At 63.6% G+C, this 22,564-nt stretch carries 20 protein-coding genes; 13 read left to right on the forward strand and 7 right to left on the reverse strand.

Annotation, left to right across the window (positions count from 1 at the left end):
- Together CLU91_RS24435 and CLU91_RS24440 are read right to left on the reverse strand one after the other, a co-directional pair.
- Positions 1 to 1,380, reverse strand: coding sequence for a cytochrome ubiquinol oxidase subunit I (locus tag CLU91_RS24435; RefSeq protein ID WP_100876182.1), 1,380 nt, complete (start codon positions 1,378 to 1,380; stop codon positions 1 to 3).
- Between the two features lie 13 nt (positions 1,381 to 1,393).
- Positions 1,394 to 3,706: an FdhF/YdeP family oxidoreductase gene (locus CLU91_RS24440; protein ID WP_100876183.1), complete on the reverse strand. Its 2,313-nt coding sequence runs from the start codon at positions 3,704 to 3,706 to the stop codon at positions 1,394 to 1,396.
- 111 nt (positions 3,707 to 3,817) lie between these two features.
- Between CLU91_RS24440 and CLU91_RS24445 the strand changes: the two genes are divergently transcribed.
- The gene (locus CLU91_RS24445) at positions 3,818 to 4,147 is read left to right on the forward strand and encodes a helix-turn-helix domain-containing protein (RefSeq protein ID WP_232730869.1); all 330 of its coding nucleotides are present in this window, start codon (positions 3,818 to 3,820) and stop codon (positions 4,145 to 4,147) included.
- A gap of 104 nt (positions 4,148 to 4,251) precedes the next feature.
- The gene (moaA, locus tag CLU91_RS24450; RefSeq protein WP_100876184.1) at positions 4,252 to 5,334 is read left to right on the forward strand and encodes a GTP 3',8-cyclase MoaA; all 1,083 of its coding nucleotides are present in this window, start codon (positions 4,252 to 4,254) and stop codon (positions 5,332 to 5,334) included.
- A 5-nt stretch (positions 5,335 to 5,339) separates the two neighbouring features.
- On the opposite strand, the gene CLU91_RS24455 is transcribed toward moaA, so the two are convergent.
- Entirely contained in the window at positions 5,340 to 6,761 is a 1,422-nt protein-coding gene (locus CLU91_RS24455; RefSeq protein WP_100876185.1) for an aminotransferase-like domain-containing protein, read from the reverse strand.
- Between the two features lie 159 nt (positions 6,762 to 6,920).
- On the opposite strand from CLU91_RS24455, the gene CLU91_RS24460 reads away from it, so the two are divergent.
- The 6 genes from CLU91_RS24460 to CLU91_RS24485 all read left to right on the forward strand — a co-directional run bounded on the left by CLU91_RS24460 (position 6,921) and on the right by CLU91_RS24485 (position 13,255).
- On the forward strand, positions 6,921 to 7,883 hold the full coding sequence (locus tag CLU91_RS24460) for a Dyp-type peroxidase (protein WP_100876186.1): 963 nt from the start codon (positions 6,921 to 6,923) through the stop codon (positions 7,881 to 7,883).
- 58 nt (positions 7,884 to 7,941) lie between these two features.
- Positions 7,942 to 8,325, forward strand: coding sequence for a hypothetical protein (locus CLU91_RS24465; protein ID WP_157814797.1), 384 nt, complete (start codon positions 7,942 to 7,944; stop codon positions 8,323 to 8,325).
- A gap of 429 nt (positions 8,326 to 8,754) precedes the next feature.
- The gene (gene msbA, locus CLU91_RS24470; protein WP_100876188.1) at positions 8,755 to 10,590 is read left to right on the forward strand and encodes a lipid A export permease/ATP-binding protein MsbA; all 1,836 of its coding nucleotides are present in this window, start codon (positions 8,755 to 8,757) and stop codon (positions 10,588 to 10,590) included.
- Positions 10,591 to 10,744: 154 nt separating this feature from the next.
- Positions 10,745 to 11,854 carry a toxin-antitoxin system YwqK family antitoxin gene (locus CLU91_RS24475; protein ID WP_100876189.1) on the forward strand — a complete coding sequence of 370 codons (1,110 nt, stop codon included), beginning with the start codon at positions 10,745 to 10,747 and terminating at the stop codon, positions 11,852 to 11,854.
- A gap of 241 nt (positions 11,855 to 12,095) precedes the next feature.
- Positions 12,096 to 12,590 carry a MarR family winged helix-turn-helix transcriptional regulator gene (locus CLU91_RS24480; protein WP_100876190.1) on the forward strand — a complete coding sequence of 165 codons (495 nt, stop codon included), beginning with the start codon at positions 12,096 to 12,098 and terminating at the stop codon, positions 12,588 to 12,590.
- A 77-nt stretch (positions 12,591 to 12,667) separates the two neighbouring features.
- Positions 12,668 to 13,255, forward strand: a complete 588-nt coding sequence (locus CLU91_RS24485) for a toxin-antitoxin system YwqK family antitoxin (protein WP_157814799.1) — start codon at positions 12,668 to 12,670, stop codon at positions 13,253 to 13,255.
- Here the strand turns inward: CLU91_RS24485 and CLU91_RS24490 are convergent.
- Together CLU91_RS24490 and nhaR are read right to left on the reverse strand one after the other, a co-directional pair.
- A complete protein-coding gene (locus tag CLU91_RS24490; protein WP_100876192.1) occupies positions 13,252 to 14,574 on the reverse strand; it encodes a chloride channel protein in 1,323 nt (440 codons plus the stop codon). The two genes, CLU91_RS24485 and CLU91_RS24490, sit on opposite strands and share 4 nt — an antisense overlap.
- A gap of 100 nt (positions 14,575 to 14,674) precedes the next feature.
- Entirely contained in the window at positions 14,675 to 15,574 is a 900-nt protein-coding gene (gene nhaR, locus CLU91_RS24495; protein ID WP_100876193.1) for a transcriptional activator NhaR, read from the reverse strand.
- A 157-nt stretch (positions 15,575 to 15,731) separates the two neighbouring features.
- On the opposite strand from nhaR, the gene CLU91_RS24500 reads away from it, so the two are divergent.
- Positions 15,732 to 16,694 carry a TerC family protein gene (locus CLU91_RS24500; RefSeq protein WP_100876194.1) on the forward strand — a complete coding sequence of 321 codons (963 nt, stop codon included), beginning with the start codon at positions 15,732 to 15,734 and terminating at the stop codon, positions 16,692 to 16,694.
- Positions 16,695 to 16,763: 69 nt separating this feature from the next.
- Positions 16,764 to 17,165: a tellurite resistance TerB family protein gene (locus CLU91_RS24505; protein ID WP_100876195.1), complete on the forward strand. Its 402-nt coding sequence runs from the start codon at positions 16,764 to 16,766 to the stop codon at positions 17,163 to 17,165.
- Between the two features lie 6 nt (positions 17,166 to 17,171).
- Here the strand turns inward: CLU91_RS24505 and CLU91_RS24510 are convergent, their stop codons facing one another.
- Positions 17,172 to 17,525, reverse strand: coding sequence for a YnfA family protein (locus tag CLU91_RS24510; RefSeq protein WP_100876196.1), 354 nt, complete (start codon positions 17,523 to 17,525; stop codon positions 17,172 to 17,174).
- Between the two features lie 88 nt (positions 17,526 to 17,613).
- On the opposite strand from CLU91_RS24510, the gene CLU91_RS24515 reads away from it, so the two are divergent.
- Positions 17,614 to 18,882: a glycerate kinase type-2 family protein gene (locus CLU91_RS24515; protein ID WP_100876197.1), complete on the forward strand. Its 1,269-nt coding sequence runs from the start codon at positions 17,614 to 17,616 to the stop codon at positions 18,880 to 18,882.
- 2 nt (positions 18,883 to 18,884) lie between these two features.
- Here the strand turns inward: CLU91_RS24515 and CLU91_RS24520 are convergent, their stop codons facing one another.
- On the reverse strand, positions 18,885 to 19,898 hold the full coding sequence (locus CLU91_RS24520) for a zinc-binding alcohol dehydrogenase family protein (protein ID WP_100876198.1): 1,014 nt from the start codon (positions 19,896 to 19,898) through the stop codon (positions 18,885 to 18,887).
- 105 nt (positions 19,899 to 20,003) lie between these two features.
- Between CLU91_RS24520 and CLU91_RS24525 the strand changes: the two genes are divergently transcribed.
- Together CLU91_RS24525 and CLU91_RS24530 are read left to right on the forward strand one after the other, a co-directional pair.
- Positions 20,004 to 20,900, forward strand: a complete 897-nt coding sequence (locus CLU91_RS24525) for a LysR family transcriptional regulator (RefSeq protein WP_100876199.1) — start codon at positions 20,004 to 20,006, stop codon at positions 20,898 to 20,900.
- Between the two features lie 105 nt (positions 20,901 to 21,005).
- Positions 21,006 to 22,553, forward strand: a complete 1,548-nt coding sequence (locus tag CLU91_RS24530; RefSeq protein ID WP_100876909.1) for a DUF1800 domain-containing protein — start codon at positions 21,006 to 21,008, stop codon at positions 22,551 to 22,553.
- Positions 22,554 to 22,564: the final 11 nt, after the last annotated feature.

Here is a 22,564-nt window from a genome sequence, read left to right on the forward strand (position 1 = left end):
TCAGTACCCCGCGGCATGGGCAGCGTCCGGCAGCGGCAGTGCCACATCCGGGCCTTGCTGCAGCCATTTCCTGGCGAACACAAAAAACGTAAGGAACAGCACGATGTAAAACACGCAGAACATCAGCATGCTGCCGGCCACGGCATGGGCCGCCACGTCGGAGACGGCGTCGCGCGTGCGCAGCAAGCCGTACACGACCCATGGCTGGCGTCCCACTTCGCGCACGATCCAGCCGCACTCGACGGCGATATACGGCAACGGTATCGTCAGCACCCAGGCCAGCAGCAGTTTGCGCTGGCGCACGAACTCCTGCACCCGCCCACCCACCTTGCGCCAGGCCACGAAGGTCCAGAACGACAGCAGCACGAACCACATGCCGATGCCGGCCATGGCGCGAAACGCGTAATACAGCAGCGGCAGCATGGGCGGCTGGTCTGCGCGGGCGATGTCGGCCAGGCCCGTGATCTTGCCCGTCGCGCTATGCGTGGCGATCACGCTGAGCATGCCGGGCACTTCGACGGACCAGTCATTCTTTTGTTCAAGCTGGTTGGGCCAGGCCAGCAAGGACCACGCCGCGCCTTCGCCATCGGGATTCGTGTGCCAGTGGCCTTCGATGGCCGCGCCTTTGGCGGGCTGGGTCTTGAAGACATCGACGCCGCTCGAATCGCCGAGCCACACTTGCAGCGGCGCGATGACCAGCAGCAGCATCAAGGCCAGCTTGAACGAGCGGGCGAAGAAGGCCGGCTCGCGGCGCTTGAACATATACCAGGCGGAAATGCCGGCGATGACGAACAGGCCCGTTTCCACGGCGGCCACCCACATGTGGCCCACGGCCCAGGCCATGTCGGGATTGAAGATGGCGGCCACGTAATCGGTGACGATGATCTTGCCATCGAGCACGCGCACGCCGGCCGGCGTCTGCATCCAGGAATTGGCGACCATGATCCAGAACGAGGAAATGCTCGACCCCAGCGCCACCATGCCGGTGGCAAACAGGTGCACGCCTTTCGGTACGCGGCCCCAGCCGAACATCATGACGCCGATGAAGCCCGCTTCCAGCATGAAGGCCATGGCGCCTTCGAAGCCGAGGATGTTGCCGATGAACTGGCCGGAATGGTGCGAGAACGGCGCCCAGTTGGTGCCGAACTGGAATTCCAGGGGAATCCCGCTGACGACGCCGACGGCAAAGTTCAGCACCAGCAACTTGCTCCAGAAGCGCGCGTGGCGGTAGTAGACGGGGTCGCTGGTGCGCAGCCACAGCGCCTCGACAACGAACAGGAACAGCGACAGGCTGATCGTCAATATGGGCCACAGAATGTGGAAGATGGCCGTCATCGCAAATTGCGCGCGCGACAGGTCCAGGGTATCGAAACCGAACATGGGGTTCTCCTGTTCAGCTGAGGGCGGCCGAAGGCGACAGCAGCACGGGGATGGATTTGAAGGTCGGCGTGCGCGAACCGTGGCCCACGCTGTCGAGCGGCACCAGCGGATTGGTTTCCGGATAGTAGGCGCCGATGCAGCCGCGCGGAATGTCGTACTCGACCAGCAGGAAGCGGTCGGCGCGGCGTTCGATGCCGTCATGCCACACGCCGATCAGGTCGACCCAGTCGCCGGCCGCAAAGCCCAGCATGGCCAGGTCATCCTTGTTGATGAAGACCACGCGGCGCTGGCCGAACACGCCACGGTAGCGGTCGTCCATGGCGTAGATCGTCGTGTTGTACTGGTCGTGCGAACGCGTGGTCATCAGCACCATCAGGCGCTCGCCATATTGCTGGCGCGCGCGGTGGATCGGGGTATCGAGTTCCACGGCGTTGACGAGGAATTGCGCCTTGCCGCTCGGCGTCTTCCATACTCTTTCACGCGAAGCGATTTCCAGGTGGAAACCGCCCGGCTTGGCTATGCGCAAGTTGTAATCAAAAAAGTCGTCAAAGACTTGCTCGATGGAATCGCGCAGCAGCGCATAGTTGCCGGAAAAGCGCAGCCAGTCGATCTTCTCGCTGCCGATTGTCGCTTGCGCCATGCCGGCCACGATGGCGATTTCCGAGCGCAGATTGGGCGAGGCGGGCTGGTTCATGCCGAACGAGATGTGCACCATGCTCATCGAATCTTCCACCGTCACGCCTTGCGCCACGCCTTCCTGCACGTCGATTTCCGTGCGCCCCAAGGTGGGCAAGATCAGCGCATCCTTGCCATACACGAGGTGGCTGCGGTTGAGCTTGGTGGCGATGTGCACGGTCAGGTCGCACGACCGGAGCGCGTCCCAGGTGCGCGGCGTGTCCGGCGTGGCCATCGAGAAATTGCCACCGAGCGCGACAAACACTTTGACTTTTTTCTCCAGCATGGCGGCTATGGTGCCGACGGCGTCGTAACCGTGGTGGCGCGGCGGCTCGAAATTGAAGACCAGGCCCAGGCGGTCGAGGAATTCCTTGGTCGGCTGTTCCTCGATGCCCATGGTGCGGTCGCCCTGCACGTTCGAGTGGCCACGCACGGGGCACAGGCCCGCGCCGCGCTTGCCGATATTGCCGCGCATCATCATCAAGTTCGACAGGATTTGCACGGTGGCCAGCGAATTCTTGTGCTGCGTCACGCCCATGCCCCAGGTGGCGATGACGGCCTTGCCCTTCACGTAGATCTGCGTCAGTTCCTCGATCTTGTCGCGCGCCACGCCCGATTCGGCGATCAGCAAGTCCCAGTTTTCGGCGCGCAGGTCGGCCGCGAAGGCGTCGAAGCCGCTCGTGTGTTCGGCAATGAAATCGCAGTCGAGCACGCGCTCCTGGCCGTGGGCGATGGCCTCGTCATCGAGCTCGACGACGCGCTTGGCCATGGCCTTGATCAGCGCAAAGTCGCCGCCCAGGGTGGGGCAGATGAACAGCGAGCAGATGTTGGTGCTGGCGCCCGTCAGCATTTCCAGCGGATGCTGCGGGCTGGTGAAGCGTTCCAGGCCCCGTTCGTGCAGCGGATTGATGGAGACGATGACGGCGCCACGGCGCGCCGCTTCGCGCAATTCGCCCAGCATGCGCGGGTGGTTGGTGGCGGGGTTCTGGCCGAACAGCAGCAGGGTGTCCGCATACTCGAAGTCGTCCAGCAGCACCGTGCCCTTGCCGATGCCGACCGTTTCCGGCAAGCCGCGGCTGGTGGCTTCGTGGCACAGGTTGGAGCAATCGGGGAAATTGTTGGTGCCGTAGGCGCGCACGAACAGCTGATACAGGAAAGCGGCTTCGTTGCTGGCGCGGCCCGAGGTGTAGAAGGCGGCCTGGTTCGGGTCGTCCAGCGCGTGCAAGTGGTGCGCCACCAGGGCAAACGCGTCGTCCCAGGCTATCGCCTGGTATTTGTCGCTGGCAGCGTCGTACACCATGGGGTCCGTCAAACGGCCATGTTGTTCCAGATCGTAGTCCGACTGCTCCATCAGTTCGGCGACCGTGTGCTCCTGGAAAAACTCGGGGCGCACGCGCTTGCTCGTCGATTCGGCGGCCACGGCCTTGACGCCGTTTTCGCAGAATTCGAACGTGGACGCGTGTTCGCGGTCGGGCCAGGCGCAGCCGGGACAGTCGAAGCCGTCGGGCTGGTTTTGCTCGAACAGCGAACGGTAATTGCCGGCGCTGACTTTTTCCTTGAACAGGTTGATGGCCACGTACTTGAGGGCACCCCAGCCGGCCGCGGCATGGGTGTAGGGCGCGATGCGCGCGTCGGACTTTGGCTTGCTCATGATGACTCTCCTGGTGATATGCGATGGGACAATCACATGGTAGGGGCGGGGGACTGCCCCGTAGGCGCACAGTTCCGGACAAAAAAACAGAGTACAGATGGCAAGACGACGATGTGCGTCGCGTCCGCGTCGGCCGTGATTTATGATGTGGACAAGGAGAAAAACATGCACAAGGAAGAGGGAATCGACGCGGCGCTGATCGCGCTGCTGGCGCTGCTGTGGCAAGCGCGGCAGGAGGCACCGGAGAAACCCTGGTCGCTGGCCAAGCTGGCCAAGCGGGCAGGGGTACAGATGAGCACTTTGCTGCGCCAGCTCAATGCGCTGTCCAGCGCGGGCCTGGCGGTGGTCGTCACGGCGGAGAGCGGCGGCGGCAGCGCGCTGCTCAGCGCGGCGGGCGCCGAGCTGTGCGCCAGCGTCTTTACTGCACCGCCAGCGCAATAGTTTGCGTCTGTACTCTATCGGCTGGCGCCGGACTGTACCTCTTTGCCTGCCCCCATTCGTCTTATGCTACATCCTGACGTATGCCTATCGAGGGGGAAGCAACAATGAACACCATCATGTATCCGCAGCCAGCCATCCGGCAGCCAGACCATAGTGACGCGTGTGTGGACATGCTGGGCCGCCCCCTGACGGACTTGCGCATTTCCGTCATCGACCAGTGCAACTTTCGCTGCACCTATTGCATGCCGGCCGAGCTGTACCCCAGCGATTACCCGTTTCTGCCATCGAGCGAGCGCCTGTCCTTCGCGCAGATCGACACCATGGCGCGCGCCTTCGTGCGCCTGGGCGTGGATAAAATCCGCATCACGGGCGGCGAGCCGCTGCTGCGCAAGAACCTGGAGCAGCTGATCGAGCGCCTGGCGCGGCTCACCACGCCGGACGGACGCGCCGTCAGCATCGCGCTGACGACGAATGGCAGCTTGCTGGCGGCCAAGGCGCGCTCGCTGAAGGATGCGGGCCTGGAGCGGGTCACCGTCAGCCTCGACAGTCTGGATAACGGTATTTTCCAGCGCATGAATGGCGTCGACTTTCCCGTCGAGAAAGTGCTGCACGGCATCGAGGTGGCGCAAGCCGTGGGCTTGCATCCCGTGAAGGTCAACATGGTGGTGCAGAAAGGTGTCAACGATAGCCAGATCGTGCCGCTGGCGCGCCATTTCCGCCATACGGGCGTGATCCTGCGCCTGATCGAATTCATGGACGTGGGCGGCATCGGCGCCTGGTCGCGCACGCATGTCGTCACGTCGGACGAAGCGCGGGCGCTGATCGCGGCCGAATTTCCCCTCGTGTCGCTGGGCGAAGGCAAGCCGATCTTGCACGAGACGGCCAGCCGCTACCGCTATCTTGATGGCGGCGGCGAAGTGGGCTTCATTTCCAGCGTGTCGCAGCCGTTCTGCGGCGACTGCAGCCGCGTGCGCGTGTCGTCGGACGGCAAGCTGTTTACCTGCCTGTTTGCCCACGACGGCCTCGACCTGCGGCCCCGGCTTGACTCGGCGCAAGGGCTGGAAACCCTGCTGCGCCAGCATTGGCAGCGCCGTGGCGACCGCTACTCGGAAGTGCGCGGCGCACGGGCCCAGGTGGGCGGGCGCAAGCAGTATCCCACCGTGCGCATGTCGCTGGTGGGCGGGTGAATGGTCTACAAAAATTCGGTGATGAGTTTACCCAGAAGAATAATGGCTTGCTCCACGCCCACGCTCCACGGATAGCTGTAATTGAGGCGGATGCAATGTTTGTAGGCTTGGCTGACGGAAAACATGCGCCCCGGCCCCACCGTGATCTTGCATTCCAGCGCGCGCCGGTACAGCTGCATGGAGTCTATGTCGCCGGGCAATTCCACCCACAGCACGTAGCCGCCCTGCGGGTGCGAGATTTTCGTGCCAGCAGGAAAGAAGCGCAGCACGGCCGCGGCCATGATGCGTGCCTGTTGGGCATACGCCTTGCGGGTGCGGCGCAGATGCTGTTCGTAGCCATCGTTTTGCAGGTATTCGGCGATGGCCAGCTGGGGAAACGAGGACGTGGCCAGGGTATTGAGGAATTTGAGTTCCTCCACCTTGCCCCGATAGCGCCCGGCCAGGGCCCAGCCCACGCGCTGGGCCGAACTGAGGCTCTTGGAAAACGAGGAACAGTGCAACACCAGGCCCTTGCGGTCGTACGACTTGAGCGAGGATGGATGGGCGTCGCCGTAATACAGTTCGTTGTAGACGCCGTTTTCGATGGCGGGCACGTCGTGCTGCTCCAGCAGCTGGACCAGGGCCCGCTTGCGCTGGTCGGACATTTGAAAGCCCAGCGGATTCTGGAAGTTCGGCATCACCATGACGGCGGCGATCGGTTGCCGGGCCATGATGTCGGCCAGCGCCTCGATGCTGATGCCCTCATACGGATCGGTGGAGATTTCCACCACCTTCATGCCCAGCCGTTCGACGGCCATCAGCATGGCATAGAAGGTGGGCGATTCGACGGCGATGGTGTCGCCCGGCTTGGCCACCGCTTGCAGACACAGGTTGATGGCTTCCGTGGCGCCCACGGTGACGATGATTTCGTCGGGATCGACGGCCAGGCCGTTTTCCATGTAGCGGCGGGCGATTTCGCGGATCAGTTGCGGGTTGCCCGGCGGCAGGTCGTCCGTCACGCTCCAGGCGCGGTTGCGGCGCGCCACAGTGCCCGCATACTGGTTGATGCGTTCCCAGGGAAACCGCGAAGGGTCGGGGTAGGGCGAGCCCAGCGGGATGGCGTCGTGCAAGCCGATCGAGCGCAAGGTAGACAGCACCAGGCGGCTGACGTGCACTTCGGCCGGCACGGTGCTGGGGTGCGACGCCTGCATGCACAGGGACGGTGCGGCCGTATCGCTGGCCCGCTGGCGCACGAAGTAGCCGGACTGAGGCCGGCTTTCGAGCACGCCCATGCTTTCCAGCTTGACGTAGGCGCGCAGCACCGTGGTGATGCTCAGCTTGTGCTGCTGGCTGGTCTGGCGCACAGAGGGGATGCGTTCACCGGGCAAGAGCACGCCCTTGTCCACCAGTTGCTCGATGTCGCTGACGAGCTTTTCATACAATTTCATGCAATGGTATCCATTCTTATTCTTGCTCTACGTCATTGCATTATCGTCCAATTCATGAAGGCGGTATGGCTGCGGTGAGCCCATGTTGTCGAAATGAAACTAGCATTCCGCACTTCTGGTTTACCATCCACATAGAAAACACAAAGAGGAACATTGGTTATGGCAATTCCACAAAGCATGCTGTCTGTCGTCGCGCGCGACGAAGTGCATTTGCAGTTCAAGGTGAAGGCCGGCGTCGACCTGCGGCAGTTGTTCAAGCTGCTGGGCAAGCTGTGGGAGTCCGAAGTGACGGGCATCCTCGACCCCACCCTGAACCGCCACCATCAGTTGACGGGCGGCACGGCCAATGTGGTGCTGGGATTTAAGCCTGAGCTGTGGCGCGCCGCCTGTCCCGGCTGCGTGCCGGACAACATGGAGTCGTTCGCGCACGACCTGGTGGGCGCCAACGGCAAGACGGCGCCGGCCACCCAGCACGATTTCTGGGTCTGGATCACGCAGTCGAACGCGGCCACCCTGTACGACAGCATGCGCACGACGCTCACCTTGCTGAGTCCCTTCGCCGAGCTGGCCAGCGAGCAGGTGTGTTTTCCGTATCACAATAATGTGACCTTCGACGGCTTTGCCGACGGCGTCGCCAATCCGAATCCGTTCCGCGCCCACGGCGTGGCCATCATTCCGGACGGCGAGCCGGGCGCGGGCGGCTCGACCGTGCTGCTGCAGAAATGGCGCATGGATGTGGAGCGCCTGCGCGCCTTGCCCGTGCATGCGGCGGAACAGGTGTGGGGCCGCACCAAGGCCGGCAGCCATGAATTGTCGCCGCTGCCCGTCGATTCCCATGTGGGCCGCAACCAATTCATCCGCGATGGCGAGGAAGTCGATATCGTGCGCCGCAATGCCAATTACGCCAATGCCGGCGAGGCGGGCGTCATGTTTGTCGGTTTCTGCCGCGATATCACGGTGACCATGGGCATGCTGCGGCAAATGTATGGCGTAGGCTATGATGGCGTCAGCAAAACGGACAGGCTGCTGGATTTTTCCACGCCGCTGTCGTCGGCGATCTATTTCGTGCCCAGCATCGATGCCTTGCTGGCAGTGGGTATTTCGCCGGCCGATCCCGGCTAAGGGCCGCCCCGGCGGCTCCAGGTCCTGTCCCTATTTTTTACTTCACAAGGAGTTTTCCATGCGTATTCGTCCCGCCACATTGCTGTCCGCCCTGATCTTCGGCAGCGTCGTCTTCAGCGCTTCCGCTTCCGCCGTCGGCCTGGGTTTCCTGGCCGATACGCCGATGGCTTACCTGAACAAGAATGACAAGCCGGTCTTCGTGAAAGCCGTCGCCGACGTGCTCAATGACAAGAAGGACGGCGAAACCGTGCAATGGAGCAATGAAGGCTTGCGCAATTCCGTGCGCATCGCCGCCGAGATCACGGCCAGCGACACGCAAAAGACGGATGCACAAATCTGCCGCAAGGTACAGGTGGGCTTGAGCGCCAAGGGCCAGGAACAGACCCTCAAGCTGAAAGTCTGCAAGGCCGGCACGGCCGCGTGGAAAGTGGCGAAGAGCTGATTTCCCGTGCATTGCCCTTGCCGGTTCTGCGCCGGCAAGGTGCGACTTTCGTCTAAGAGACTATCCCAGTAGGGAGCGTCTTTTGCTGGCAGTTCATCAGGAGTGCGGACAAGGCGTGAGGAGGACGCGTGGCGAGCCACGCGACGACGATCAACGCAGTCCCCGCTTCTGAGGGGCGCCAGCAGGGGATGTATTCATCTACTGGGACAGGCTCTAAGTAGGTCGTGGGAAATTATTGTGAAGTTATGACGAACAGAACCGGATGCTCTGCAAGGCGCCCGCTGCGACGCAGTGCGAGCACTGCCAGCAGCGGGCAACACCGCAGAGCGTCGGTTATGGAAGTCAGAAATCACAATAATTTCCCACGACCTGCTTGGGTAAGTCTGGCAGCGGTTAGAATCACGCTTTACCCTCACTTTTCCCAACTACATGCAGCAAAGTCGCCTCCTGTTCTTCCGCCTGGCCGGCCAGTTTCGCCGCTATGGCGCCATCGTTGCCGCCACCTTGCTGGCTGTCGGCGTGGCGTCCGCCACCGATGTGTTGTTAATCCGTCAGTTGCAAAACGTCGTCGATGCCATGCGCACGACGGCCAGCGAGCAGGTCGCACCCGTGTCCGGCGTGATGGGCATGCTGCAGGGCTGGGTCGACCGCTTCCTGCCCGCGCATGCGGGACAGGTGGACTTGTGGGTGATTCCCGCCACCATCCTGGGCCTGGCCGTGCTGCGCATGGTGTCCAGCTTTTCCGGCGATTACGGTTCCGTATGGCTATCGAGCCGGGTGCAGGCCGATTTGCGCGAAAAAATGTTCGCCACCATCATGCGCCTGCCCAGCCGCTTCTTCGATACCACCACCACCAGTTTGACGCAATCGCGCGTGGCCTTCGACGCCAGCCAGGTGTCGCAGGCGGGCTTGAACGTGCTCAACGTGATGGTGCGCGATTCCGTCGCCACCATCGGCTACCTGATTTTGCTGTTCAGCATCGATGTGAAACTGGCCCTGTTCTGCATGGCCTCGATGCCCATCGTGGCCATCGTCGTGACCCTGGCGGGACGCCGCATGCGCCACCTGAGCAAGAGTTCGCAGCAAGCCGTGGGCGAGCTGACGTCCGTGCTGGACGAAAGCATCGCCGGCCAGCGCGTGGTGAAGATCTTTGGCGGGCAAGATTATGAACAGGCGCGCTTCGTCGACGTGGTCAAGCGCAACCGCCAGCTGGCCGTCAAACATGCCGCCACCTCGGCCATGAATTCCGGCTTCATCATGATGCTCGTCGGCATTACCTTGTCTTCCGTGATTTACTTTGCCATGCTGCGCGCGCAAAGCGGCGCCATCACGCCGGGCGCCTTCGTCGCCTTCATGGGCGCGCTGATGGCGATGCAGTCGCCGATCAAGAACCTGACCAAGATCAATGAGCCGCTGCAGCGGGGCCTGGCGGCGGCAGAGTCCGTCTTCGGCCTGATCGACACCCCGCTGGAACCGGACCCGGGGACAGTGGCCCCGGCGGCCGTGCAGGGCAATCTGTCGCTGCAAAACGTCCACTTCCGCTACAACAGCGACGATCCCGATGCGCCCACGGCCTTGAGCAATATCTCGCTCGACATCCGCGCCGGCGAAACGGTGGCCCTGGTGGGCGGCTCGGGCGGTGGCAAGACGACCTTGCTGGGCCTGCTGCCGCGCTTCTACGACGTCAGCGGCGGCCAGATCCTGCTCGACGGCGTCGACGTGCGCGACTACGCCTTGCTGGCCCTGCGGCGCCAGTTCGCCCTCGTCAGCCAGGACGTGATCCTGTTCAATGACACGATGGCGGCGAACATCGCGTATGGCGACCCGGCCCCGGACCAGGACAGAATCGAAGCGTCGGCGCGCGCCGCCTACGCGCACGACTTCATCATGCAGATGCCGCAAGGCTACGCGACGCAGGCGGGGCAGAACGGTTCGCGCCTGTCGGGCGGACAACGCCAGCGCCTGGCCATCGCCCGCGCCCTGTACAAGGACGCGCCGATCCTGCTGCTCGACGAAGCGACCAGCGCGCTCGATACGGAGTCCGAGCGCTCGGTGCAGGCGGCGCTGGAAGTGCTGATGCGCAAGCGCACCACCATCGTCATCGCCCACCGGTTGTCCACCATCGAAAGCGCCGACCGCATCGTCGTCATGCAGGGCGGGCGCCTGGTGGAATCGGGCAGCCATGCCGCCTTGCTGCAGCAGGGCGGCGCATATGCGCGGCTGCATGCGAGCCAGTTGTCTCCCGTCAAGAATGGCGTGAGCTGACGCCTGACACCTGGCGCGTCAGCGCATCCGCCGGGCCGGAGCCGGACCAGCAGGTCCGTCCCGGCCTTTTTTCATGGGGCGGCAATCGTGCCCATGGCGCACGGCGCTTGCCTTTATGATAGTGGTCGCAAAGCAACATGATCAATGGAGCAACATGAAGAATCAACAAACGCTGCGCTGGCTGCTGGCCGCCGCGCTGGGTGCGGCCTTGCCGCTGGCGGCACAGGAACTGGCGCCAACGCCAACGCTACAGGAGGAACAGCAGACCATGTATCTGGATGAAAATTTCATGCCGAGCAATCAGCGCCGCGCCGTGTACGCGCTGCGCACGCCGCCCGTGCGCGACGAGGGGCTGGGCGCCTGGCATGTGCGGCTCGAATTTCCCGACACGCCAGGCATGCTGGCCTTTGAAACCTACACCACCGACCTGGACTTGAGCCAGGTCAGGTTCGTGCGTTTTCGCAAGTATTACTACGAGAATGGCCAGCTGCTGCGCGAAACCTACTTCAATGCCCAGGGCGAGGAGCTGCTCGGCGGCAGCGTGTACTTCGAGAATGGCCAGGTCAAGCAAAAGGTGACGGCCTTGCCGAACGGGCGCGACAGCATCTCGGAAACGTATCACGAGAATGGCCAGCTGGCGCACAAGACGCTGTATCACGGCGACGAGATGGCCGATGGCGAGCAAGTGTCGTATGGCGCGAATGGCGCCGTCAGCCACCGCGCGTATCGACGCAATGGCCAGATGCATGGCGTGCAGGAATCGTTTTATGCCGACGGCAAGCTGTTCCAACGTGGACAGTTCGTCGATGGCAAGCGCGAGGGTGAGTTTGTCACGGTTGCAGAGGACGGCAGCGTGCTGGCCAGGACCGTGTGGGTGCACGGCCAGCCCGACGGCTGGTCGTTTGAAAGCCATGGCAACGGCGTCGTGTCGAACAAATCGCTGTACCAGAAAGGTGCCGTGCTCAGCTTGCAAACGTGGGCGCCGAGTGGCCGGCCCGTGTTTGCCTGGCAGAAAGACGCGCAGGGGCGCGACCATGGCGACACGACGGACTGGCATGCCAACGGCGTGCGCGCCAGCGTGACCCCATTCGTCGAAGGCCAGCGCCACGGCTTGCTGCAGACCTGGTACAGCGACGGCAGCCTGCGGCAGATCGTGCCGTACGAGCACGGCAAGAAGCACGGCATCGAGCGCCAGTGGGACCAGGCTGGCAAGCTGGTGCTGGAACAGGCTTGGCGCGATGGACAGCCTGTCACAGGCAGTTAGAGCCTATTCCAGTAGATGAATACATCCCCTGCTGGCGCCCCTCAGAAGCGGGGACTGCGTTGATCGTCGTTGCGTGGCTCGCCACGCGTCCTCCTCACGCCTTGTCCTCGCTCCTGATGAACTGCCAGCAGAAGACGCTCACTACTGGGATAGGCTCTTAGTCGAGTGCTTCCTTTGCAGGTATCATGCAGGGATTCCGGCCCGCCAGCAGGCGCGCAGCCGGGTCTGATAACTGGAGGCAATGGTGGTGGAAGCGGAAGGTTCGGCGGTGGCCCGGGCACAGGGCCTGGCCTTGCAAAACATGCGCGTCGTCATGCGCGCGGCGCAGCGGCACTCGGCGCAGATCGAGAAGCAATGCGGCGTGTCTGGTGCGCAATTGTGGGTGATGCAGGAATTGCTGGAGCGCCCAGGCCTGCGCATGGGTGAACTGGCAAGCAAGATGTCGATCCACCAGACGACGGCCAGCAACCTGGTCGACGCGCTGGTGAAAAAAGCCTATGTACGCAAGGCGCGCGACCAGCCCGACCAGCGCGTGGTTACGCTCACCCTGACGGAGGAAGGCCAGGCCGTGATCGCCGGCGCGCCGCAGCCGGCGCGCGGCTTGCTGCCCAGTGCGCTGGCCCAGCTGGACCCCGACAGCCTGGCGCACCTGAACCAGGGCTTGAACGCCTTGCTGGCCGTGGTCGCCCCAGATGACCGCCAGGCGGGCATGCTGCCGTTTCCGTTCACCATGTAATCACGCGCAAGCGTGTGGCGGGACCGCCGCGCTTGCCCTTATCATCGGCGCCGTCGCAGCGTTGATGAAAGCACGCATTGAAGATAATCAATTCCGTTTTGCTGGCCACCGTCCTGGCCGGTTCGTCGTCCATTGCCATGGCCGCACCGGCTTTCCTGCATTTCACCGATGGCGAACTGCCCCTGCAGGAGGAGCGCAACGGGGAGGGCGGTGTCGACGGCGTGACCGTCGCCTGCTATGCGGACGGGACGGTGAGGAGCCGCAAGGCTTATCGCGACGGCGTGCTGTCGGGCGAGGCGCAAGCGTTTCATCCGAACGGCAGGCTGGCCGAGCGGGGACCGTATCTGGAAGGCCAGCGCAATGGCTTGCACCAGACCTGGTGGCCGGACGGCCGAGAAAAGTCGCGCCTCAATTTCCTGCATGGCAAGCCGCAGGGCTGGTCGCTGCTGTATTTCGCAAATGGCCAGCTGGACCAGAAAAACCTGTTCGAGGATGGCGTCATGCTGAGCACGCAAAGCTGGCGCGACGATGGCACGCCGCTGCATGCCGTCGAGTATGTCGACGGGCGCAAGCACGGCCTGGAGCGCCGATGGGGCGAGGATGGCACGCGTACCGTCTGCGCATGGCAAGACGGCCGCTTGCTGCGCCCCTGCAACCATTTTTAGGTCGGTGGCGCCGGCAGCCGTTGCAGCTGCAGTTGCGCCAGCGCCCCGTACAGCGGTTCGCTGAGTACGCGCGACACCGTGCTGGCCACCACGGCGCAGGCCATCAGGCTCAGCACCATGCCGTGGCCGTCGACCATTTCCATGACAATGATAAACGCCGTCAGCGGCGCCTGCGTGGCGGCGGCCAGGAAACCCACCATGCCCAGCGCGATCAGGGCCGGCGCGTGCGGGTAGTGCAGCAGTACGGCGATATCGTGGCCGATGCCGGCGCCGATGGCCAGCGACGGGGCGAAGATGCCGGCGGGCACGCCCGACCACACGGTCAGCCACGTCGCCACATACTTGAAAGCGACAAAGGCGGGCGAGGCGTCGCCGGAACCTTCCAGCATGGCGCGCGTGGCCACGGTGCCGCTGCCGAACGTGGCGCCATGGCTGGCGATGCCGATGGCCGCCACCAGCACACCGCAGACGGCGGCGAACAGCACGGGCCGGCCCGTTCTCCACGCGGACAATTTTCCCAGCGGATTGCCGCGGGCGGACGCCAGCAACAGCCGCGCGAACAGGCCGCCGGCCACGCCCGCGACCAGGGTGACCAGTAAACCTGGCAAGGCCAAGGCCAGGCCGATGGGGCCGGGATGGATGATGCCGAAATGGGTGGCGTTGCCGTGAATCGACACTGCCATCATGCCGGCCAGCACGATGCCGGCGACAATCAAGCCGCTGTTGCGCTGCTCGGGCGAACGCGACAATTCTTCGATGGCAAACATGACGCCCGCCAGCGGCGTGTTGAAGGCGGCCGCGATGCCGGCGGCGCCACCGGCCACCAGCAGCGAATGGGCGCTCACCTGAGAGTGGCGCGGCAGCAGGCGGCGCGCGGCCAGCATCACGCCGGCGGCGATCTGCACGGACGGCCCTTCGCGCCCCAGCGAGAGCCCCCCCAGCAAGCCGCCCGCCGTCAGGACGATTTTTGCGGCACTGAGTTTTAATGAAACAAACAATGAGCGCTGCTCGGGCGCGACGGCCGGATCCAGTGTCGCCATCACTTGCGGGATGCCGGAGCCGGCCGCGCCCATCGCATAGCGGCGCGTCAGCCAGACCAGCAGGGCGGCGCAGGCCGGCGTCCACAGCAGGGCGAACCACCAGGCCTTGCCGTTAAAAAACAGGAACAGGTCCAGCGCTTCCTCCGCCAGCCACGTAAAACCCACGACGACAAGGCCCGCGATGGCGGCCATGCCGACGACGACGGCGCGCGACCACCACAGGCGCGGGTTGGCAAATTCATGCTTGAAGGCAGAGGGAATATCGTGCAAGTGCTTCATTGCGGCAAGTCCAGGAAGGGGCGCGCAGGGCGTCGGGAAGACTTGCCATTATATAGATGTATTTGCTCGAATGTATTTATGTCTCGCGGTGTTGGGGCTGTTACACAAACAACTCGTGCCGCGCGCTCTGGCTGATGGCGATGGTGGCCGGGTGGCTCAAACGCCGTTCCGTGGTGATCGCATACACTTGCTCGACGAGGCTGTCGACCCGCCCCAGCGCCACCACGGCATATTGTTCACACACCTGGGGCGCGATGACGGTGGGGGCAAAGAACAGGCCGGCGCCGGATTGGCCGAAGGCTTTCATCATGGCGCTGTCGTCGAACTCTCCGACGATGCGCGGGTGCAGGTGATTGTCGCCCAGCCATTGCAGCAAGCGCCCGTAAATGGCGAAGTCTTCGCCCGGCAGCAACAGCGGCGCGCCATCGAGGCACTGCGGAAAGCCGCCCGTCAGGGTGGCGGCCAGGGCTTGTGTGCCGAACAGGGTCATGCCGCTTTCACCGAGCAGATGGTTAAAGCCGCGCACGCTCAAGTGGGCCGGCATGGGGCGGTCCGCCATGATCAGGTCGAGCCGGTGCACGGCCAGGTCCGCCAGCAGGCTGGCCAGTCGTCCTTCGCGGCAAATGATGCGCAGCGGTTCGGCCAGGCCCAGCGCCGGTGCGACCAGGCGGCAAGCGATCAGTTTCGACACGGAATCGGCGCAGCCCACGCGAAACGTCGTCGTCGCCGTGCGCGACTGGTCGCGCACGATTTCCAGCAGTTCATCGCCCGTGTTGAAAATGCTTTCGGCATGGCTGAGGATGCGCCGGCCCGTGTCCGTCAATTCCAGCTGGCGCCCGCTGCGGCGGAACAATTCCACGCCCAGGGTGTCGGCAAATTCGCTGAGCTGTCCGGAGATCGATTGCGGCGTCAGGTGCAGCTGCTCGGCCGCGCGCGCGATGCTGCCCGTCTTGGCCACCATCCAGAAGTAGCGCAAGTGTTTGAAGTTGAGTGTCGACATGCTTTTCCCTAAAGCTAATACATCGAGTTTTTCGATGTATTCTTAAATTATATTCGATTTGTTCGATGTTTATATTCGGACTATGATGGCTGCTCAATTCATGCAAGGAGAGTGTCATGGACTTCAGGATACAAACAGACAGTTGCGGAGGCCGCCGATGAACGGCCTGGAAAGTATTGCTACGGCACCCATGTGGGCCGGCTTCATCGCCTTTGTTCTGGTGATGCTGGCGCTGGACTTGTTCGTCTTCGGCGGCAACAAGGCGCACAAGGTCAGCGTCAAGGAAGCGGCCACGTGGTCGCTGGTGTGGGTCAGCCTGGCCCTGCTGTTCAACGGCGGCCTGTGGTGGTATCTGAACGGCACGGCCGGTCCCGAGATCGCCAACCAGAAGGCGCTGGAGTTTTTCTCCGGCTACCTGATCGAGAAAGCGCTGTCGGTCGATAACGTGTTCGTCTTCCTGCTGATCTTCAGCGCCTTCCAGGTGCCGATCCAGTACCAGCGCCGCGTGTTGATTTATGGCGTGCTGGGCGCGATCGTCATGCGTGCCGTGATGATCATGGCCGGCGCCTGGGTGGTAAGCGAGTTCAGCTGGGTGCTGTACCTGTTCGGCGCCTTCCTGCTGGTGACGGGTATGCGCATGCTGGTGGCGGCCGATGCGGAACCGGACGTGGCGAACAACCCGGTGCTGCGTTTTGCCCGCCGCCACTTGCGGGTGGCCGATGGCGACCACGGTGAGCGATTCTTTGTGGCAAAGGGCGGCTTGCGCTATGTCACGCCGCTGTTCCTGGTGCTGATCCTGATCGAGGTGACGGATCTGGTGTTTGCGGTCGATTCGATCCCGGCGATTTTTGCCATCACGACGGATCCGTTCATCGTCTTCACGTCGAACCTGTTCGCCATCATGGGCTTGCGTGCCCTGTACTTCCTGCTGGTGGATGTGGCTGACCGCTTCCACATGCTCAAGTATGGCCTGGCGATGGTGCTCGTGTTCATCGGCGCCAAGATGCTGATCATGCCGTGGTACCACGTGCCGGTGGAAGCGTCCTTGCTGGTGGTGGCAGTGCTGATCGTGGCTAGCTGCGTGGCGAGCGTGTTCATCACCCGCAGCGACAAGAAGTAAATGCGGTACGGCGCGCCCCGCCTGGCGGTGGCGTGCCTTTTAATTGACTAATAGAAAGAGTAGAAAATCATGCGTACCTATGAAGCGAACAGTCCCCAGGCAGCGGGCCGTATTCTGGCCCTGATGATGGTAGTCGATGGCAACCTGGCCAGTGCCGAGCTGCAAGCGATGCACCGCAGCAAGATCCTCGAACATATCGACCTGGCGCCGGCCGCTTTTCAACAGCTGCTGCAAGACCTGTGCGACGACATGCTGACGTCGACCGTGCATGGCGCCGTGCAACTGGCCAATGGCGTGATCGACAGCCTGCTCGATGAAATCGATGATCCGGACTTGCGCCGCAAGCTGCTGCAAGCCATGTGGAAGATCGCCGATGCGGACGACTGGCTGGCCGATGGCGAAGCCGTGTTGCTGGCCCGCGCCAGCGCGGCATGGTCGGCGGAAACGAATTTCCGCGCGCATGGTGCCTGATGCACGTCAAGCCGTCTTGTGTCCCATGGCAATGACGGCGGCGCCGGCCAGGGCCAGGCCCACGCCGGCGATGTCGGTCCAGGCGGGTGTGATGCCGTCCACCAGCCACAGCCATCCCAGGGCCGTGGCGATATAGATGGCGCCATACGTGGCATACACGCGGCCGCTGGCGGCCGGATGCAAGGTCAGCAGCCACACGAAGACCAAGAGGCTGATGGCGGCTGGCAACAGCAGCCAGGCGCTGCCCTTGTTGCTCAGCCACAGCATGGGAAGGTAGCAGCCCAGCAGTTCAGCCACGGCCGTGACGGTAAACAGCCCGAAGGTGCGGGCTAGACTGGTCCATTCGATGGCGTCGTTCATGGCATTCCTGTGATGTGGTCAAGCCGCCATTCTAGCCGCCAGCTTGCCGGCACTGCTATGATCGGGTTCGGATACCGGAGGAAACACCATGACGACCACCCCAGCGCCGCGTGCCTTGCTGCAAGCCATGTTCCAGGCCGCCATCGCAGCGGCCCAGCCATCGCACTGCATACCGCCCCATCTGCCGCCCGCGCCCAAGGGGCGGCTGATCGTCATCGGTGCCGGCAAGGCGTCGGCCGCCATGGCGCAAGCCGTGGAACGGCATTGGCCCGGTCCCCTGTCCGGACTCGTGGTGACGCGCTACGGTTACGCCGTGCCGTGTGAGCGCATCGAGATCGTGGAAGCGTCGCACCCCGTGCCGGACGCGGCCGGCATGGCGGCCGCGCGGCGCATGCTCGATCTGGTGGGTAACTTGCAGGCGGACGATACGGTGCTGTGTCTGATTTCGGGCGGCGGCTCGTCGCTGCTGGCCTTGCCGCTGGACGGCATCAGCCTGGAAGACAAGCAAGCCTTGAACCGCGCGCTGCTGGCCTCGGGCGCTACCATCGGCGAAATGAATTGCGTGCGCCGCCATTTGTCCGCCATCAAGGGTGGCCGGCTGGCGGCCGCCTGCCATCCGGCGCAAGTCATCACCCTGGCCATTTCCGACGTGCCCGGCGACAAGCTGGGCGATATCGCTTCCGGCCCCACGGTCGGCGACGCCACCAGCTGCGAGGATGCGCTGGCCATCGTGCGCCGCTATGGGATCACATTGCCCGACAGCATACGCAAGACGCTGGAAAGCGGGCGCGGCGAATCCGTGAAACCCGACGACCCGCGTCTGGCGCGCACGCGCACGACCCTGATCGCCACGCCGCAGATGGCCCTGGAAGCGGCGGCCGCCGTGGCGCGCGCGGCCGGTGTCATGCCGTATATCCTGGGCGACAGCCTGGAAGGCGAGGCGCGCGATGTGGGCAAAGTCATGGCCGGCATCGCGCTGCAAACGGCGGTGCGGGGCCAGCCGTTTCCCGCCCCGTGCGTGCTGCTGTCGGGCGGCGAAACGACGGTCACCGTGCGCGGCAACGGGCGCGGCGGACGCAACGTGGAGTTTTTGCTGGCGCTGGGCATCGCGCTGGACGGACACGAGGGCATCCACGCGCTGGCGGGCGACACGGATGGCGTCGACGGCCAGGAAGACATCGCCGGCGCGGTGCTGGCGCCCGATACCCTGCAGCGGGCGTGGGACTTGGCTATCCGTCCCCGCGACAGCCTCGACAACAACGATGGCCACGGCTTCTTCCAGGCGCTGGGAGATGCCGTGATCACGGGCCCGACCTTGACGAACGTCAATGATTTCCGGGCCATCCTGATCAGCTGAGTTTAGAAACCTTCGAGTACGATTTTCCCCTTTGCCGTATTACTTTCCAGCAGGGCATGCGCGCGTTTCAGGTTGTGCGCATTGATCGTGCCGAAGCGCTCGGCCAGGGTGGTCTTGATGATGCCCGCATCGACCAGTTGCGCCAGTTCTTCCAGCAGTTCATGTTGCTGGATCATGTCGGCCGTCTGGAACAGCGAACGGGTAAACATCAGTTCCCAGTGCAGCGACACGCTCTTGCCCTTGAACTTGCGCACGTCGATGTGCTCGGGGTCGTCGATCAGGGCAAATTTTCCCTGCGGGGCGATCAGTTCGACGATTTGCTCGAAATGCTTGTCGGTCTGGTTCAGGCTGATCACATAATCGACGGGCGGTAAACCCAGGCGCGTGATTTCCTGCGCCAGCGGCAGGCTGTGGTCGATCACGTGGTGGGCGCCCAGTTCCTTCACCCAGTCAGCCGTTTCTGCGCGCGAGGCCGTGCCGATGATGGTCACTCCCGTCAATTGCCGCGCCAGCTGCACCAGCACGGAGCCGACGCCGCCGGCCGCGCCGATCACGAGAAGCGACTTGCCCGTCAGATGCTTGTCGCGGCTCAGCTGCAAGCGGTCGAACAGCAATTCCCAGGCCGTGATCGCCGTGAGCGGCAGGGCGGCGGCCTGGGCGAAATCGAGGCTGGCCGGCATGTGGCCGACGATGCGCTCGTCGACTAATTGAAATTCGCTGTTGCTGCCGGGGCGGTTGATGGCGCCCGCGTACCAGACTTTATCTCCCACCTGGAACAGGGTGACGTCGGGGCCGATGGCCGTGACGACGCCGGCCGCATCCCAGCCCAGAACTTCCGGCTGGCCCTCTTGCGGCGCGCGGTTCTTGCGTACCTTGGCGTCGACGGGATTGACGGAGATGGCGTGCACGGCGACGAGCAGGTCGCGCCCCGTGGCGACGGGCGTGGGCAATTCGATGTCGAGCAGGGCGTCGTCATCGGTGATGGGCAGGCTGTGGTGGTAGGCGATGGCTTTCATGATTATCCTTGGGCTAGAGTGGGAAGGCGATGACGTATGATGGTTGCTTTCGCGTCTAGAAAAAAGAGGGCGCATAGCGAAACACTTTCAAAGGAATGCTGAAAATTGCTGCGACTCGATGACTTGCAGGTGTTTGTCCGCACGGCTGACCGGGGCAGTTTGTCGGCGGCCGCGCGCGAGATCGGCATTTCGCCCGCGCTGGCCAGCGCCGCCGTCAAGCGCCTGGAAGGGGAGCTGGGCATGCGCCTGCTGACCCGCACGACCCGTTCCCTGAGCCTGACGCCGGAAGGCACGCAATACCTGGAACACGCGCGAGCAGCCTTGCGCCTGCTGCGCGCGGGCCACGACGCGCTGCTGGCGGGCAAGGACAGTTTCGGCGGAACCTTGAAAATTGCCATGCCCTCGGACCTGGGCCGCAACCTGATGCTGGGCTGGCTGGACGAATTCCAGGCGCGCCACCCGAAGCTGCAGTACCAGCTCAGCGTCAGCGACCGGGTGGCCGACATGGTGCGCCAGCAAGTCGATATTGCCCTGCGTTACGGACAGCAGGACGATTCAAGCATGATCGCCATGCCGATCGCGCCTGCCAACGACCGCGTGCTGGTGGCGTCGCCCGCTTACCTGCGCGAGCACGGCCCCCTGCTGGCGCTGGAAGACTTGTCGCAGCGCAATTGCCTGCGCTTTGCGCTGGAGGATGGCATGCACGACCGCTGGACCTTTTATCGCCTGCCGCAGCGCGAGCAAATCACCGTGCAAGTGAGCGGCAACCGCAGCGCCGACGATGCCGACCTGGTGCGGCGCTGGGCCGTGGCGGGGCTGGGCATCGCCTATAAATCGCGGCTCGACGTTGCCGGCGACGTGGTGGCCGGCCGCCTGCAGGTGCTGCTGCCCGAAGTGGCGGGCGAGGCCACGCCTTTGCAGCTGCTGTGCATGCACCGGGCCCAGGTGACGCCGCTGGTGCTGCAGCTGCGCGATTTCCTGCGCGACAAGTGTGCGCAATGATGAAAATGGCATCATTGATTACAACTCGTTGCAAATGGCAATCATGCGCAGGTCAACCTGGGCGTACCCTCAGGCATTCTGCATGAAACCGCTTGAAGGATGGCCATGACCTCACACCGATTCTTGCCGACGACCTTGATGTGCCTGCTGTTGCTGGCCGGCTGCGCCGCGACGGCGCCGCCGGCCGCGCAGCATGCCGCCGCCGCGCCCGACAATGCCGCGCAAGGCATCGCCATGCTGGAACGGGTCAGCTGGGGCGTGAATGGCGGCAGCGTGCGCCAGTTACAAAAGGAAGGCTGGAACGCTTACCTGCAGGCGCAGTTGCACCCAGGAAAAACTAGCCTGCCGCCCGCCGTGCAGGCACAGATCGACGCCATGACGATCAGCCAGGTGCCGCTCGATCAATTGGTGATGTCGATGGAGCAAAAGCGCAAGGAGTCGGCTGCCGTCATGGATGACATGGCGAAGCAGCAGGCGCAAAAAGATTACCAGCAGGAACTCAACCGCCTGGCGCGCGAGGCTGCCACGCGGTCGCTGTTGCTGGACGTGTATGCGCCGAATCAGCTGCAGCAGCAGCTGAGCTGGTTCTGGCTCAACCATTTCAGCGTGCACCAGGGCAAGCACAACTTGCGCGCCATGGTGGGCGATTACGAGGCGAACGCCATCGCGCCGCACGCGCTGGGGAAATTTCGCGACTTGCTGGGCGCGACCGTCCACCATCCGGCCATGTTGCGCTACCTGGACAATGAAGCCAATGCCGTCAAGCGCATCAATGAAAACTATGCGCGTGAACTGATGGAGTTGCACACCCTGGGCGTGAACGGCGGCTATAGCCAGATGGACGTGCAGGAACTGGCGCGCATCCTGACCGGGGTGGGGGTGAACCTGGGAGCGGATACGCCGAAAGTCAAGCCGGCGCTGCAGTCGCAATACGTGCGCCGGGGATTGTTCGAGTTCAACCCGAACCGCCACGATTACGGCGACAAGCAATTCCTCGGGCAAACGGTGAAGGGTAGGGGGCTGGCCGAACTCGACGAAGCGCTGGACCGCCTGAGCCGCAGTCCCGCCACCGCGCACTTTATCAGTGGCAAGCTGGCCCAGTATTTCGTCAGCGACAATCCGCCCGCGCCGCTGGTGGCGCGCATGGCCGCCACCTTCCAGAAAAGCGACGGCATGATCGCCGACGTGCTGCAGACCATGTTCAACAGTCCCGAATTCAAGCAATCGCTGGGCAAGAAATTCAAGGACCCCATGCATTACGTGGTGTCGGCCGTGCGCCTCAGCTATGACGACAAGCCCATCCTGAATGCGGGACCCATGCTGAACTGGCTCTCGCGCATGGGCCAGCCACTGTACGGGCGCCAGACGCCCGATGGCTATCCTCTGACGGATGCCTCCTGGGCCAGCCCCGGCCAGATGACGACGCGTTTCGATATCGCCCGCACCATCGGCTCGGGCAGCGCCGGCCTGTTCAAGACGGATGGCCCGCAGCCGCAGGAAAAGGTGGCGTTTCCCCAGCTGGCCAGCGCCCTGTATTACCAGTCGCTGCAGCCAGGCTTGAGTCCCGCCACGCGCCAGGCACTGGAGCAGGCCGCTTCGCCGCAAGAGTGGAATACCTTCCTGCTCTCGTCGCCCGAAATGATGCACCGCTGAAAGGAATTGTC

The organism is Janthinobacterium sp. 64, from assembly GCF_002813325.1.
In the GTDB taxonomy this organism is placed as follows: domain Bacteria; phylum Pseudomonadota; class Gammaproteobacteria; order Burkholderiales; family Burkholderiaceae_D; genus Janthinobacterium.